General features: G+C 61.3%; 24 protein-coding genes. 20 read left to right on the forward strand and 4 right to left on the reverse strand.

Going from position 1 to position 13,454, the window contains the following annotated elements; genetic code table 11:
- Window positions 1–10 precede the first annotated feature (10 nt).
- From AC3WOY_RS26685 to AC3WOY_RS26700, 4 genes are all read left to right on the forward strand, one after another.
- Window positions 11–334: a hypothetical protein gene (locus AC3WOY_RS26685; RefSeq protein WP_492429502.1), complete on the forward strand. Its 324-nt coding sequence runs from the start codon at window positions 11–13 to the stop codon at window positions 332–334.
- A 75-nt stretch (window positions 335–409) separates the two neighbouring features.
- Window positions 410–571, forward strand: coding sequence for a hypothetical protein (locus tag AC3WOY_RS26690; RefSeq protein ID WP_492429503.1), 162 nt, complete (start codon window positions 410–412; stop codon window positions 569–571).
- 10 nt (window positions 572–581) lie between these two features.
- Window positions 582–1,028: a hypothetical protein gene (locus tag AC3WOY_RS26695; RefSeq protein WP_492429504.1), complete on the forward strand. Its 447-nt coding sequence runs from the start codon at window positions 582–584 to the stop codon at window positions 1,026–1,028.
- Between the two features lie 58 nt (window positions 1,029–1,086).
- Window positions 1,087–1,260: a hypothetical protein gene (locus AC3WOY_RS26700; RefSeq protein WP_492429505.1), complete on the forward strand. Its 174-nt coding sequence runs from the start codon at window positions 1,087–1,089 to the stop codon at window positions 1,258–1,260.
- 23 nt (window positions 1,261–1,283) lie between these two features.
- Here AC3WOY_RS26700 and AC3WOY_RS26705 read toward each other — a convergent pair whose 3' ends face one another.
- Window positions 1,284–2,126: a hypothetical protein gene (locus AC3WOY_RS26705; RefSeq protein WP_492429506.1), complete on the reverse strand. Its 843-nt coding sequence runs from the start codon at window positions 2,124–2,126 to the stop codon at window positions 1,284–1,286.
- Between the two features lie 356 nt (window positions 2,127–2,482).
- Here AC3WOY_RS26705 and AC3WOY_RS26710 point away from each other — a divergent pair, with 356 nt between their 5' ends.
- The 8 genes from AC3WOY_RS26710 (at window position 2,483) to AC3WOY_RS26745 (ending at window position 6,251) form a co-directional block, all read left to right on the forward strand.
- Window positions 2,483–2,875: a helix-turn-helix domain-containing protein gene (locus AC3WOY_RS26710; protein WP_492429507.1), complete on the forward strand. Its 393-nt coding sequence runs from the start codon at window positions 2,483–2,485 to the stop codon at window positions 2,873–2,875.
- 122 nt (window positions 2,876–2,997) lie between these two features.
- The gene (locus AC3WOY_RS26715) at window positions 2,998–3,639 is read left to right on the forward strand and encodes a hypothetical protein (protein WP_492429508.1); all 642 of its coding nucleotides are present in this window, start codon (window positions 2,998–3,000) and stop codon (window positions 3,637–3,639) included.
- Complete coding sequence (locus AC3WOY_RS26720) at window positions 3,636–4,034, forward strand: hypothetical protein (protein ID WP_492429509.1); 399 nt, start codon at window positions 3,636–3,638, stop codon at window positions 4,032–4,034. Before AC3WOY_RS26715 ends, AC3WOY_RS26720 begins: the two co-directional genes overlap by 4 nt.
- A 28-nt stretch (window positions 4,035–4,062) precedes the next feature.
- Window positions 4,063–4,218: a hypothetical protein gene (locus tag AC3WOY_RS26725; protein WP_492429510.1), complete on the forward strand. Its 156-nt coding sequence runs from the start codon at window positions 4,063–4,065 to the stop codon at window positions 4,216–4,218.
- A 69-nt stretch (window positions 4,219–4,287) separates the two neighbouring features.
- Window positions 4,288–4,428, forward strand: coding sequence for a hypothetical protein (locus AC3WOY_RS26730; RefSeq protein WP_492429511.1), 141 nt, complete (start codon window positions 4,288–4,290; stop codon window positions 4,426–4,428).
- A gap of 197 nt (window positions 4,429–4,625) precedes the next feature.
- Window positions 4,626–5,288, forward strand: coding sequence for a hypothetical protein (locus AC3WOY_RS26735; protein WP_492429512.1), 663 nt, complete (start codon window positions 4,626–4,628; stop codon window positions 5,286–5,288).
- Between the two features lie 115 nt (window positions 5,289–5,403).
- The gene (locus AC3WOY_RS26740; RefSeq protein WP_492429513.1) at window positions 5,404–5,625 is read left to right on the forward strand and encodes a hypothetical protein; all 222 of its coding nucleotides are present in this window, start codon (window positions 5,404–5,406) and stop codon (window positions 5,623–5,625) included.
- A 146-nt stretch (window positions 5,626–5,771) separates the two neighbouring features.
- A complete protein-coding gene (locus AC3WOY_RS26745; RefSeq protein ID WP_492429514.1) occupies window positions 5,772–6,251 on the forward strand; it encodes a hypothetical protein in 480 nt (159 codons plus the stop codon).
- Between the two features lie 108 nt (window positions 6,252–6,359).
- Here the strand turns inward: AC3WOY_RS26745 and AC3WOY_RS26750 are convergent, their stop codons facing one another.
- Together AC3WOY_RS26750 and AC3WOY_RS26755 are read right to left on the reverse strand one after the other, a co-directional pair.
- Window positions 6,360–6,656 (reverse strand): hypothetical protein, encoded by a 297-nt coding sequence (locus AC3WOY_RS26750; protein ID WP_492429515.1) that lies wholly within the window; start codon window positions 6,654–6,656, stop codon window positions 6,360–6,362.
- Window positions 6,657–6,826: 170 nt separating this feature from the next.
- Entirely contained in the window at window positions 6,827–7,399 is a 573-nt protein-coding gene (locus AC3WOY_RS26755; RefSeq protein WP_492429516.1) for a hypothetical protein, read from the reverse strand.
- Between the two features lie 247 nt (window positions 7,400–7,646).
- On the opposite strand from AC3WOY_RS26755, the gene AC3WOY_RS26760 reads away from it, so the two are divergent.
- The 8 genes from AC3WOY_RS26760 to AC3WOY_RS26795 all read left to right on the forward strand — a co-directional run bounded on the left by AC3WOY_RS26760 (window position 7,647) and on the right by AC3WOY_RS26795 (window position 11,169).
- Complete coding sequence (locus AC3WOY_RS26760) at window positions 7,647–7,826, forward strand: hypothetical protein (protein WP_492429517.1); 180 nt, start codon at window positions 7,647–7,649, stop codon at window positions 7,824–7,826.
- A complete protein-coding gene (locus tag AC3WOY_RS26765) occupies window positions 7,807–8,340 on the forward strand; it encodes a hypothetical protein (protein WP_492429518.1) in 534 nt (177 codons plus the stop codon). The genes AC3WOY_RS26760 and AC3WOY_RS26765 overlap by 20 nt, the downstream gene beginning before the upstream one ends.
- Window positions 8,341–8,539: 199 nt before the next feature.
- Entirely contained in the window at window positions 8,540–8,692 is a 153-nt protein-coding gene (locus tag AC3WOY_RS26770; RefSeq protein ID WP_492429519.1) for a hypothetical protein, read from the forward strand.
- 23 nt (window positions 8,693–8,715) lie between these two features.
- Window positions 8,716–9,369 carry a hypothetical protein gene (locus tag AC3WOY_RS26775; protein WP_492429520.1) on the forward strand — a complete coding sequence of 218 codons (654 nt, stop codon included), beginning with the start codon at window positions 8,716–8,718 and terminating at the stop codon, window positions 9,367–9,369.
- Window positions 9,366–9,560 carry a hypothetical protein gene (locus AC3WOY_RS26780; protein WP_492429521.1) on the forward strand — a complete coding sequence of 65 codons (195 nt, stop codon included), beginning with the start codon at window positions 9,366–9,368 and terminating at the stop codon, window positions 9,558–9,560. The genes AC3WOY_RS26775 and AC3WOY_RS26780 overlap by 4 nt, the downstream gene beginning before the upstream one ends.
- Window positions 9,561–9,599: 39 nt before the next feature.
- The gene (locus AC3WOY_RS26785) at window positions 9,600–10,250 is read left to right on the forward strand and encodes a hypothetical protein (RefSeq protein ID WP_492429522.1); all 651 of its coding nucleotides are present in this window, start codon (window positions 9,600–9,602) and stop codon (window positions 10,248–10,250) included.
- Between the two features lie 21 nt (window positions 10,251–10,271).
- A complete protein-coding gene (locus AC3WOY_RS26790) occupies window positions 10,272–10,715 on the forward strand; it encodes a hypothetical protein (protein WP_492429523.1) in 444 nt (147 codons plus the stop codon).
- A 4-nt stretch (window positions 10,716–10,719) separates the two neighbouring features.
- The gene (locus AC3WOY_RS26795; protein WP_492429524.1) at window positions 10,720–11,169 is read left to right on the forward strand and encodes a zinc-finger-containing protein; all 450 of its coding nucleotides are present in this window, start codon (window positions 10,720–10,722) and stop codon (window positions 11,167–11,169) included.
- A gap of 689 nt (window positions 11,170–11,858) precedes the next feature.
- Here AC3WOY_RS26795 and AC3WOY_RS26800 read toward each other — a convergent pair.
- Window positions 11,859–12,977: an integrase domain-containing protein gene (locus tag AC3WOY_RS26800; protein WP_492429525.1), complete on the reverse strand. Its 1,119-nt coding sequence runs from the start codon at window positions 12,975–12,977 to the stop codon at window positions 11,859–11,861.
- Between the last annotated feature and the right edge of the window lie 477 nt (window positions 12,978–13,454).

The following is a 13,454-nucleotide window of genomic DNA, read 5'->3' on the forward strand; positions in this document are numbered from 1 at the left end:
GGAGCAGGCCATGACCACCAAGCAGAAGGCAACGCGCAACCAGCGTACAACGCAGATCCCCGCTACATGGCGCAATGAGCCGTGGGCCAAGAACGTGCCGGGCCCGCTGATGACGGAGACGCTGGACAACATCCAGACCGACGACCGGCAAGTGCCGACGCTCGTCGAAGCGGTGAAACAGGCGCGGTACGTTCTTTCCCTCTACAGGGAAGGCGGTACACTCGCCCAGGAGGAACTGGCCGGCGAGCATGGCGGTGACGCGAAGCGGCGCGCGCAAACCGAAGTGCGGAAATGCACTGCGTTTATCAAGCTATACTCGGCAGCCGCTGCTTAAATCGAACGATTTGGGATGCGTGCGAGCAGTCGCGCACGCCAGAATCGCAAGTTCTAACTACATAGAAATAACGCGATGTCAGCAACAAATAACCAAACGCGTGACGTTGGCGCGGTCAACGATGAGGACATCGATATGTCCGACATCCCGGAACTTGAAAAGCCGTTCTTTGAGTCCGCGGTGTTGACGCGGCCGGGCGAGAGCGTCATCGACGCACTTGCGAAACGAGACGACTGAACCGATCGAGATGATGCCATTCACATCCTTGCGCCATTCCCCCCGGGCCTCCTTTCTGAAGCGGCGCGCGCTGGGGCTGCATGCACCGGACTTCGTATGGTGCCAGCGCGGCGGCGGTCCGGAACGGGTCGCGCTCGTGTGCGCGTTCGAAACGGAGTTGCCCGACCTGGCGATCCTCGTGTTCTCCACCAGTCGCGGCACCGAGGTGCGTTGGTTCACCGCGCGGCTGTATCTGACAACTGAGGCCACAGTCGCCGCAGGCCTCGCGGGGCAACTGAACCACCATTTCCGCGCCGGCCGGCAGACGATGGGCATCCGGGCAGAGCCGAACGAGTACACCTACCGCGTCCTGTCGAACAAGCTGTCCCACTGGGGTGTTCCCGTCTTGCTGCAGCGCCAGCTCGGCATCCTGCCCGTCATGCTGCAACAGGGGAGAACCTATGCCCGCGCGGCATGAACGGCGGCCTGCTTTGCCGGGCGAGACGGCAACACCCGAACATCTGAAAGGAAAAATCATGACAACACAGCAAATCCTCATTCACGGCGGGCCGAAAGGCGGCTTCACCTTTGTGGGCCCGTTCGACGACGAGGACGCGGCGATCGCGCACGCGGAGGAATCGAACATCCAGGACAACTGGTGGGTAGCGCCGCTTCACCCCGGCGCGCGGATGGAGGCACCCGGCGGGTAAGCAGCACTACCCGGCCGCACTTCTCATAGTTTGTTCTTGCGGGCGACGAAGGTCTCGAACCGCTCTCGATCAAAGTTCATACCGAGTTCCTTCATCACTGCCGGATGCGTCGAATATACGGCCTCGCGCCACGGGCTGTTCGCCATCACGAACGGCAGGCGCGCGCCGCCGGGGAGTTGCAGATTCCATACAAGATCGTCCTTTTGCATCACTGCATCCGGCGCCACGCCGGCAAAATCCTCCATGCTCATAGCAAAAAGCATCGTCTGACAGCCGGGATGGACGTATTCCCGCTGAAACTGCCAATATTCATCACACAGAAACAGCGCATCTCCTTCGAGCCTTAGGGCTGCGAAGTTGACCTGCTCCTTCTTGGCATGCATCTGCTCTGCATCGAGCACCACCAGCTCCGCCGGCGACTGCCACGCGTCCTGATCCGGGCGGACAAGAAAAATGCCTCCCAGGAGCGCCGCCAGGCGGCGATAGCTGCCACCCCAATCGACCACCCTGACCCGCCTGCCCAGGAGAAGGGATTGGACGATGACCTCGTGTGCCAGGTAGGTTTTGCCGCTGCCTGGACGCGCTTCAACCGCCAGCGTAGCGCCACTAAGCCGCAGAAGGGATTCGACCGGGTTGGAGAACGCTTTACTGGGGCTGACCAGGCCGCCCGGCTCGAACCGGATGCGGGAGAGCACATCCCGTTGTGACAAGCGAACCTCTGCTTCGTGAACATCACGGAAATTGAGCGCCCGTGCGAGGAGGGTTTGGCTATCCGACAGCTGCCAGTGCTGTTGACCATCACCGAAATAGGACGGCGCGAATTGGTGCAGGCGTTTGGCTGCACGCTTGAAAGACGTAAAGTCCATGACAACTCCTCTTGTGTCGAGGCTACTGAGGTTTCCGCTGTGCTCTTGGCCTCTACAAAAGGAGGGCAAAGTGTGGGTGTTCAATCCTGCGCGAGCTTCTCCGATGCGGAAGGATGGCGGGGATCGACCGCCGCCCCCATTGTAGAGCGGCACCATCGACGGCTCAAGAAATGAATAGCTGGACGCGCTTCAGCCCGGCGCCGTCGTCGCGGTCGCACCGCCGCGACTCGGGTAAGCACCGCTACTCCATTTCCCGCGGAAAGGCAACGCAGAATCTCGACAATTTGGGAGCCGGATTCTTCATTCCCTTCGCGTGCTGATCTCGCTAGACTCGCTCTTTTGTCGACGAGCGAGACATGGACCAGCACGCTGCCCACCTGATTATCGGCCAGCGCCTGCGCGCGATACGCCGCGCCAAGCGCATCAAGCAGTCTGCCGTCGCGGCAGCGGCCGCTCTTTCTCCCGGCGCGTACAGCAAGATCGAGCGGGGTTTGTCGCCCCCGCCGCCGCGCCCGGTCCTCTTGCTCATCCTCGCAGCCTTGCAAGTGCCCGAACCAGAAGCAGGGGAACTGGCGCATCTGGCCCTGGTGGCGCGCGGCTGCCCGTGCGATGACAGCGAATACCCGGACGACGTGGCGGCACTGTTCGCGGAGATACGGCGCAACTACGCCCGCCTGCGTCCTGGCTGGGTACTGGCGCTACGGCTGCGCCTGATGCCTTTCATCGACACGGCGCCACCGCAGCAATAGCCCTTCACCCCGGAATCGGTGCATCGCGACGCCGGATCCACCGCCTTTTCTTGAATTACGCTCCTTTCCCGGTAATGTGGTTTGCAACAAGGCAAGCGCCACTTACCCATCAAGGAGCTGATATGTCTCTCAAGGAACCCATTGGACTGAACAAAGACCCGGTGCTGTGCGCGTGGCTGAACACGCATCGCCGCCCGGAGGGCAGCGCCCGCGAAATCCGCTACGGCACACGTGAAGAAGCGACCGTGCCGCCCAACAGCGTGAACACCCAGGCGATCCTTCCGGACGGCCGCATCCTGCGCGTCGATTCGGTTTCACCGTACAAGAGCTTGCCCCATCCCGAATTCATCACCGTCGAGCACCTGCCGAAGCGCAACGTCTCCGCCGACGCGCTCCCGCTGACTGATGGCATCCTCTATCTCTCCAAGGCGCTCAAGGCCGTCTGGAAGCGCGTTAGCGCCGAGGAAAAGCTGTGGACACTCGGACACCTGCCCGAGCCGCCAAACGCCACCCAGGAGGCCCGTAAAGCGTTTTTCGGCACCTATCTGAAGGCTGCCGAGCGCCTGCGCCTGTGCCCGAACGAAAACACGTTCGCCACGCTCATGGCCGACTGGCCGAAGGAGGTGCGTCGCACGCCCTTTACCGAGATGCCGCAACGCTTCGTGTTCGATCCCGGCTTTGGCGTTTTCGCCGTGGAGGACGTCAATCTCGGCACCGCGCCTGCCGCGATCCGCATGGCCATGCTGCTGGAGGAACCGGCATGACAACCACCGCCCCGACTTTTTCCCAGAGTATCGATCCGGACCGGCCGCACACGCTGCTGACCGAAAACCCGCGCTTTGCCGGGTCACTGGTGTACCGCTACGACGATACCGGCGAGACGGTCAGCGTGCCGCATATCTGGTTCAACGAAACGTTTGCTTCGCGCGCCGCCCAGGTGCGCCATGATGCGGACATGCAGGACGCCCATGCCGCGCGGTACGAGACCAACCCGCCATTCAACGTCACGCCGGCGGCGGCTAAGGACATCGCCCGGCGCTACCGGGAGCGGGCCGAGCGAATCCGCGCGGAGGCAGCACGCATGGAAGCGACCGGCGAGCCAGCGTATCCGGTGCGCGCCGCCCGGCTCGAACTCGATTACGGCGAGCTGGTACGCTAAGCCTTCCGCCCCACCCAAGGAAAGGACTATGTCACAACGATTGCTTGCACTCGGGATCGACCAGGCCAAGAGCGACGGATCGAAGGCGCTCTTGCTGGCGGCCATCATCGATTTCGCCAACCACAACAACCTCCCCGACCTCGCCGCCGAGGCGCGCGCGCTGATGCCCGCTGCCCACCCCTAGCGGCCGCCGGCGACGTGGCGAGAACAGTACGACGCCGGCTTCACCGAAGTAGCGAACGAGGATCGCGGCGTGTATCGGGACGACATGCCACGCTACGGCACCGAATTCTGGCAGACGCTGACCGACCAGCAGCGGCAGGAGCGCGTCGAGAACCCGTCCCTCGGTCACGCCGACGGGCGCGCGGACGCCGCCAGCCTGAACGGCGCATAGTCGCGCCATAACCAACACAGATCACCGTCCTCCCTGTTGCGCCATCACCGCGCCACGCTGTTGCTCGTCTGCTCGGCGGCGACGCGCTGATACGTCAAGCGCCGCCGCGCCAATCCTGATCGTTTATGAGGGTGCCATTTATTGAAAACGCGAGCGCGTTCAGTAAGCTGGACTCACTAAATCGATAGGAGAAACGCATGGCAAACAACTACTACGACGCCACTGGCGTGCTCGTCCTTGGCACTGTCACCCCGGTCATCACCGCGCTCTTTGGTGCCTTTAAAATGGACGCAGACAACCCGGGCAACGGCGAGGTCTACATCGCGCGCATCTCGGAAAGCACCGAGCCATCCTGGGACGACATCACTGAAAACCTCGAAGAACTCGTGGAGTCGTTCGGGTTCCGCCTGCAGGGCGGCATCGCTGCGGAGATCGAGCCGCTCCTCGCGGCATTGGCGACCCACTTTGGCGTATCCGACGATCCCCTGATCCGCAAGCTGATCGATGAATACGACTTCGACGTACAGGTCGATATGGCAATCCTGTACGCGCTGGCGCAGCTTTTCGACGACGGACACGGGCTGGCAGCCCTCAAAATGGAAGGCTGCTGGCACTCCAGCCAGCCCCGCCTGTTCGAGTTCGGCGGCAACGGCTCCTACTACGGCAAGCATGTCTGCGTGTTCACATCCTCCAGCGACGCCCTCTCCATGGGGGCGGCGCTGGACAAGGCGCTCGCCGCAAATGACGTGGATGCGGCCGCCAAGCTGGTGCAAGACGAGCTGGAAGACATCCTCTCCTCCGTCAACAACGATGCCGTGCGCCGGAAGCTGCGTGAGAGGCTGGTCGCGTCACTGGCCTAATACTTTGCACCGCCGAGACCCTGAGCCCGCTTTTGCGGGCTTTTTCACTTGATGCTGCCGTTGCATTGGTCTGCTGTGGCAATATGGCAATACTTCTAACTGCCTCGGAGCTGCTATGAGCTTTGTCGTCCTCGCCATCGGTGCTGCACACGCCATTCCGCCCGTCCTCGGCGCCACCATCGGTAAAACCAAGGCAGGCGTCATCATTGGCGCAGTCATCGCAGGCGTGATCGCCCTTGCATCGGGCAATCCGGCCTTCATCGCTGCCGACCTGGTCGGCATCGGGCTGGGCGTGTGGATCGGCTTCTCCATCGTGCAGGGCAAGCCCGCCAGCTAGACCGTCACGCTCTCCCTGTCTCACCGCCATCAGCGGCGTCAACGCGACACGCCGCGACATGCTTTCCGACAAAGTCGAGCGTCTTCCGTTTCTTGAAATAGGCACCACGGGGCGATATGGTGATGTCACTTACAGGGAGAACCGACATGGCTACCACCACATCCGCATGGTCCAACAATGCAATCCAGTTCCCGCGCCTCCTGGCCGAGATCATGGCGACACAGGATCTCGATTTGAAGGTGCTTGCCGAGTCGATGGATCTGTCCGTTGGCGAGGTGAACGAGCTGTTCGATCGCGCCAATACCGACTGGGAAGCCATCAAGCAAGCCACGGCACCGGCCGCAGTATCCGACGACATCCCCGCCGGAACCGAGGGCAACCTCGTCACCCTCACCGGCGAACCGATCATTGGCACCTCCGAGACGCTGCTGGCGACCAACGATCTGTGCTCGGCCACCCGCCAGCCAGACGGCACGCTGACACTGCGCTACGGCGACGACATCCGGATCCACTGGGACACGGCCGAACAGCAGACTGACATCGGCGGCGCAGGACTGTATGTCACGAAGTCCGGGACAATCGTCCCGGAAAGCCAGGTGAAGCTGGTTGCGAGAACGCCGTCGTAATTGGACAACGGCATCCGGCATTGATAACCTGACCCTGCATCAACACTCCGGTATGAGATCTTCGCCCGCCTCGCGCGGGCTTTTTTTCGCCTGTACGCGGCGGATCACCTAGTGTCGTCGACCGGGAACGGGATACGCCACGCCCACGATCTGCGAGCCGCTCGCCGCGGCCTGCTTCTCGGCCTCGGCCAGCATTGCCTGCGCCTGGACCTGCATCGCCTCATAGAACGTCTTCAACGCCGCTTCGGTCGGATACATCGCTTTCATGCGCTCGATGAACATCTCGCGCGTCACACCGGAAAGCTGTCCGGCCAATGAACCCATGAACAGGTCGGCGACCTCGTCGTACAGGTTGGGCATGCGTTTCTCCTCATAGCTGTCGTAGCGGTGAATCCGCGCCATCATCGCACGCTTCATCCTGCCGCGGTAACGCTTCGACCCCGCTTCCGGCCCGGTCAAACCGAGTCACCGCTACACTCACAAGATCGGTGCACCGCCGCGCCGGAATCTCGTCGGATTGCCGTACGAGTCGCACGTTCAATCCGTGACCACCATGCCCCGTGGCCAGCTTGCCTTTATCGTCGCGTTCCCGCGTTCCTTCTTGCCGGCTTTTCGGAATGATCGCCAGTTACGGCGACGTCCAGAGCATTGCTTGCGCTCTGTATGGCGAAATATGCTGTCCCGAACCCGAGCAGATAAAAGACTTGACCCGCAAACTTTGCTCCGGGATCAGGCCAATTGAGCAGGTAAAACCCTGCCGCCAAAAGGACGAGAATCAAGCCAAAGTAGCCGAACACGGCACCGATGTGAGCGAGGAATTTCTCAAACGACGGCCGCTTTAAGAACAGAACGGTCTTTGCGCAGTCGTAAGAGAAACCAGCAGCAGCCACAGCGAGTGCGTAATAAAAAGGCATCCATATTCGATCTGTCCATTCTGCTGCCTTGGCTGCTGCATCATACTGAAGCTGGATCAGCCAAACATAGGAACCGAACGCAAGCATTATTCCTGCGGCGACCAGTAACTGTGTGACAAAGACCAACAATAAAATGGCTTTCGCCTTCGATTCATTTTTCATTTTTGCTTTCCAGATCAGTCCGGTTCGATCCGCCTGACAAGTGATTGGGATCGAGGAGAGCCATATTTTCACACAGGAACCTTATGTCCATGATGATTGCATGATTCACCCCTCTGCCGTAACGCCTCGACCCGCATGTGGCGCTGGCAGGGCGAACCACCAACGACGCTCGCCGCAACCGTACATTGTCGCGGCAGCCGCCTACCAAGGAATCGGTGCTGTCGCATTAGGACACGTGCCGCACCTCCCGCGCCTTCGCCCGTTTTCTTGAAATCGCCCCCCTTGATCCGGATACTGGACTCATAACCACGGAGGAATCATGCAGGACTTCATCATCACCGTACGTGTCAAAGCGCCGAATCTGGATCGCGCGGACGAAGTGCGCCAGGAGATCGTCGCGGGCATCGAGGACGGCCGCGACAGCAATGAACTGGCATTTCCGTTTGACTTCGAGGTTGGTCACCCGGTGGCCGCGCAAGATGCGACAGCGTCGACCTGAGGGAGTAGCCATGAGCCATTTCATTGCCGAACGCGCCACCATCGTCCACTTGCCCGACGGACGCACTGGCACATACCTGCAGGGCGACGACAGCAACGTCTCGCCGCGCACCCTGAACCCCGCGTTCTACTACCTCGCCGAGTCCGAAGGGATCAGCCGGGCCCTGATGCTGTGCGACCAGGTGTTGCGCCGCATCGGCTTCTCGCGCGAGCTGGCGAACGTCCAGTCCGTCCCGCTGGCCGATCTCCCCGAATCGGCGCAGGCCTTCATTACACGAAGGATCCCCGAACTCGACGTGGCAACTGCCGTGCAGGCCCGCGAGATGGCGCACCGCTTCGATGCCGAGTACACGCATGCGCCGCAGGAGCTGGCTCATCTGCACCACCTGGTCGACGCGCTCCTCGCCGGCGAGATCAGGTGGGTTCCCACGCGTGACGACGGCAGCGGCAGCCAGTTCTACGGCATGTTCCTGCCCTACCCACGACATGAGGGGCTTGCCCATCTGAGGGCGTAGCGGCGCAAGGGTGTCGCCCGATCGCTTGGGGTAACACCAACGCGCCACAACACAAGTCAGGCGAAGCCCGAGCCGACGCACCATTACAACGGTCGTCGGCCACCGTCCGAGCGACAGCCAGCGCGATCCGGCCGCCCGCGCTTTCTTGAAATTGACCCTGTTTTCGGTACGCTGGTCTCATCCACCCAACGAGGCAAGCATGTTCATCCACCTGCAAAACATCACTACCCGCCACGGGTTTTCGACAATGCATCTCGATCCGGCGTATCTGGCCATGATCTTTGACGAAGCGTCGCGCACCCTTGGCGACAGCGTGACTGTGGACGCGCGGGCGATGCTCTGCGGCCTGTGAACCAGACATTCAGGAGAGAAACAATGAATCCCAAGACCACCGTTACCCAGATGCTGCGCTCCTACCCGAGCCTGTACCCGACCCGCGTCACGGCGCTGCTGCATCTGTTCGACTCCACCGAGACGATCTGGAAGGATGGCGAGCTGATCCATACCGATCCGACCATGTACGAGCGGAACAACTATCTGGACGACGAAACTGCCGATCAGGCCGCCTACGAGAAGGCTTTGCACACCGACCGTGAGTCGGACATGGCCCGCGACCTGCTCTTTACCAAGCGCGAAAACGCAAGAAAGCGCTTCGTGCACGACAACGCCGCCCTGCTCGCCGCCGACACCTCGAGCAATTTCCGCAAGGGCCGTGCAATCGACTTCAAGGGCCGTCGCTTTGACGACATCCCGGAGGACGTGAAGCCGGAATGGCTGGAAGCGGCAAAGGAGGTCGCTTTTGCCGTCCTGGCGCACAAGTTCATCAACCTTAATGGCTACAACGTCGAGTATGCGCAGCGATTCGAGCGGGAGCTCGAGCAGTCCAAGCGGGTTTGCACACAGTTCCTCGAACGGTTCAAGGTGGTGCAGATCTGCCAGTTCGCCCGCGCCGCGCGTATCGCTGAACTGCAGCGAGAAGCCGCCGCCCTCGGCCTGTCGCTGGTCGACCCGGCAATGGAGAAGGCGTGATGACACTTTCCCCGTCCACGACAACGGCCCTCAAGCGATGGATGCTCGTCGCTGGCATCGCCGGTCAGATCTGGTTCGTCCTCTTTGTGCTGCTTGTCCGGATGCCGAAGATCGAATGGATTGACGTTCTGCTGCTGGCCTCAGCCGGGCTGTCGATCATGAATTGCATCAGGTTGTACCGGCGGCTGTAAGACCACGACGACCCAACACCACCTTTGGGAGAATCCTGCATGAACGTGCAACAGACTGTATTCCTGATGATGCGCTCTTACCCGGCGCAGTTTTCCACCCGCGTCGAAGCGTTACTGCACCTGTTCGACTCCCCGGACGCGGTATGGAAAGATGGCGAGTTGGTGCTTCGCTCCCCGGATCGCCTGCACGGCCATCCTTACGTCTTCGATGACTCGCACCTGGCCGCCCAGTTCGAGCAAGCCAAGGGAACGCCGCAGGAGAGTGCAGCCGCCGCCCAGTGGATGGCGCAGCGTTACACCAACGTGCAGCGCCAGTTTGTCGCCGACCACGCATCGACACTGTCCCTGATCCGATCGAGTGAATTCGCCGAAGGAAGCGCATTGACCTTCGCCGGATTACATTTCGATGACATGCCCGATGACATTACTCCTGACTGGATCGACGCCGCCAAGGAACTTGCGCGCGCAATCCGGCTCCATCGCTACCTGAACACATCCGGCGAGTCGGAAGATCATGCCCTGCGCAGCCGCCTCGCCCTGTTCGATGCACAGGAACGGTGCAGTCGCTTTCTGGAACGTGTGGACGCTCCGGCCGCCGGCAGCGGCGAACATGCCGTGCGTTTGAGAAATCTGCAGCGTGACGCCGCGGCATTGGGCTACCGTGTGATCGAGCAAACCGACGCGCCCTGACACCAACAATAAGGAGATCGTATGCACAGGATAGAACGCAAGGACCACGGGATTACCGAAACGCGTGATAGCTGGCCGGAAGGTGACATCTGGACCATCAACGGGCCGGAGGGAGTCTTCATTGTCTCCCTGACCCAGGCTGTCCCTACGCTGCGCATGCCGGATGGACGCACCGTCAATTGCGCGTCGCCGGCGGAAGCACTGACCCATGCGCGATCGCTGGCCGCTGGAAAACCCGTCCCGGACATCACCATCGGGGAGCTGTTCGAGCATGCGCCGATGTCAGAGGTCACTTTCCGCAAGCGCATTCCGGCGGCCGTCGTGCGCTGGTCGAACGATCGGGGACATCCGTGCGAATGGATGGCCTATGACCGCTACACGAATAAGCCGGTCGGGATGTTGAAGTATTACGGCGGTCGCAAGCTGTCGGCCTACAGCACCTCGCACCAGGTCGACGGCGCATAATACCGTGGCAACCGCTCTCGCCGCCGCCTTCGCCGCTGCAAACTACTTGCGGCGCGTGTCCTGCCCCTACTGCGGGAAGGAAGCGGAATTCGTCGGGGGTGTAACCCTCTACCCGCGCCGGAAAGACCTGCATCACCTGAACTTCTGGCTCTGCGAGCCCTGCGACGCCTATGTCGGCTGCCACGCGGAAAATCCGTCTCTCGGCGAGGATGGCACCCGCCCGCTCGGGCGCTTGGCCAACGCTGCGCTACGCGCGGCAAAACAACGCGCACATGCTGCGTTCGACCCCATCTGGAAAACAGGACTCATGACCCGCCCCAAGGCATATCAGTGGCTCGCGCGGGAGCTGGGGATCGAGGACGAGGCGTGCCACATCGGCGAGTTCGATATCGCCCAGTGCGACGCCGTCATCTCGGCCTGCCTGCGCGGTCCTCACGTCAGCCGCCCTTCGTGATCCCATATTAGCTGCTGATAATCGCCGTCGCGCTTTAAGCCGCAGGCGTCGACTCTAGGAAGATCCCCAGGGACCCGAGCCACAAGTCCCCAATATCCCAATATACGGGGAGCCCGACGTGGTGGTGGTGGTTGCTGCCCACTCTCTCCGCAGGCACTCCTCCGGCTGGTATCAAGGCAGTGGCCGACCCGAGGAAGATCCCTTGGTGCCCCAATCGCAAGTCCCGAATATCCCGTAAAACCTGTAGTCCAGCCGTGGTCGTTGTCACTGGGACCTCCTCGCCCGCCCTACCGCCTCCGCCCATCCCGCCCCTTGCGCCCCGGGACCCCGCCCGTTCCCCCTTCCGCCCCTGCGCCCCGGAACCCCGCCCGCTCTGCCGGCTGTCGGCCGTCTCCCGGATTTACCATCCCGCCACCTGGCTCGCCCAACCGTCCCTGCAAGACCAAAGGCAGATTGCCCTGACCAAGAGGATGGCTATCGACAAGGAAGAATTGGTGCTACGGAAGAAGTGATACGGTGCCGGTCCCTTCCCGTCTTGGCGTCGCAGCCCTACCCGTCCTGATGATGTAATGCTGACACGCTGCCTATGCGCGTGATGGGCCTACCGCTGCTCTGGCGGCAAAATGAAGCGCGGCGCTGAGAGAGTGTCTCGCTCCCTCGCGCCGGTATGGAATCTGTATGAGGGAGTATTACAAGGGAGGTGTGCCGCCGACCTGGTCGCCATCGCCAGGTGCCGGACGTTGCTCCTCCTGACCGCCGCCGTTCTGCCCATCGACCTGGTCGCCGGCCGCGTTAGCCCGGCGCTGCTTTTCCACGTGTGCCAGGTGCTTGTGTGTGCCGTAATACGCGGCAGTGATATTGAGACGCGTATGCCCCGCTTCTTCCGCCACTACCGTACGAGCCCGCTCTTCAACAAACTTCTCCGGCTTAGCTCCTCCGCGCACCGGGCTCTTCTCGCCAGTGAGTTCCTCGTACCGATTGTTCATGTACTCATGGCGCAGGCCGTGCCCGGTGACTTCGAGGTCGCGCTTGGTCACGCGACAGCGATAGAGCACGTTGGTAAAGCGCTTGAGGGCCTGCTTGAGGTCGCGAACACCTCCGCCACCCATATGCGCGTTGACGCGCGGCCCAACAAGCTCTTTGGCTGCATCGAGCGTTTCGCGCTTTAACACGCTGTCGATTGCAACTGTGCGATGCCGTCCGCCTTTGGTACCGTCGTTCACCGAAAGATAGTCGCCACGATCCGCACGATGTGGCTTCATCATGACCGCTTCCTTCCGGCGCAGTCCGAACACCAGGCACAGGCGCACCTGCATTCCCACATGGCGGTCATACGCTTCGATCTCTGCGATCTTGGCGTTGATGTCGATACCGTGATCCGACCATGCCTTCGACTCTGTTGCCGACGTCGGTACCCTCACGCGCTCGGGCGAGCTGGCGTAACTCGCGGTTTCCTTGACCATCCCGGGCTTCCCTATCCACAAACAGAAGGTGCGTAGTGCCGATACCTTGTTCTGAATGGTGGAAGGAGCGTGACCCTTGGACTCCCAGTACTCAACCAATGCCTCAACATGCTTCGGCTTCAGGCTCCGGGGATCGTCGAGTTTGAACCCCATCTCCCGCAAGTCACGGAAAGACAGCTTTAACCGCTCGATCCGAAGCTCCTTGGTCTGATCGGACAACACGCGCGAGCCATTAGCAGCGAGGTGCGCGTGTTTGTCGACGATAACCTGTAGGCGTTCCAGCCAGGTGTAGGCCTGCGTGCCATCACGCTTAAAGAGTGGTTCAAATCGGCTGTCATTTGCCATGCGGTGCTCCGTAGTACTGACATATTGATTCCTTCGGTCGCAGTCGTACCGCGCCAGCTCTCGAGACGGCATTACATGCTGCCTGAAAGAAGCGGCGATACGTCTGCGGTACCGGACGCCGTGGTAGCGGTGTGACCTACTCGGTGCCGGCTCCAATCCTGCTGTCATCCTGTAACGCCGGATGTTGCGTCCGAATTTCCCTTCGGAGCGGGTAGACAATGGTTTGCGGATTGATCCGCGAGGCGTACGTTAAAACGTGCGGTGCCGACATGCCCTCGGTTTCTCGAAGGGACTAGCCACGTGCGCGATACGCGCAGGCACAAAATCAGGTTACGTTCCTGCAACGAAATTAGGTTCGCTTTATTAGCTGCAAATATCAGAGGTGTCTAACCAGCCCTGCCACCAGGTGGTCTCCCTTTCCGTATTCATCGTCGGATTTGCCTCCGGTCAAATGCCTGTCGAGAGTTCACGACAACC

Source organism: Noviherbaspirillum sp. FW303-A3, from assembly GCF_058788695.1.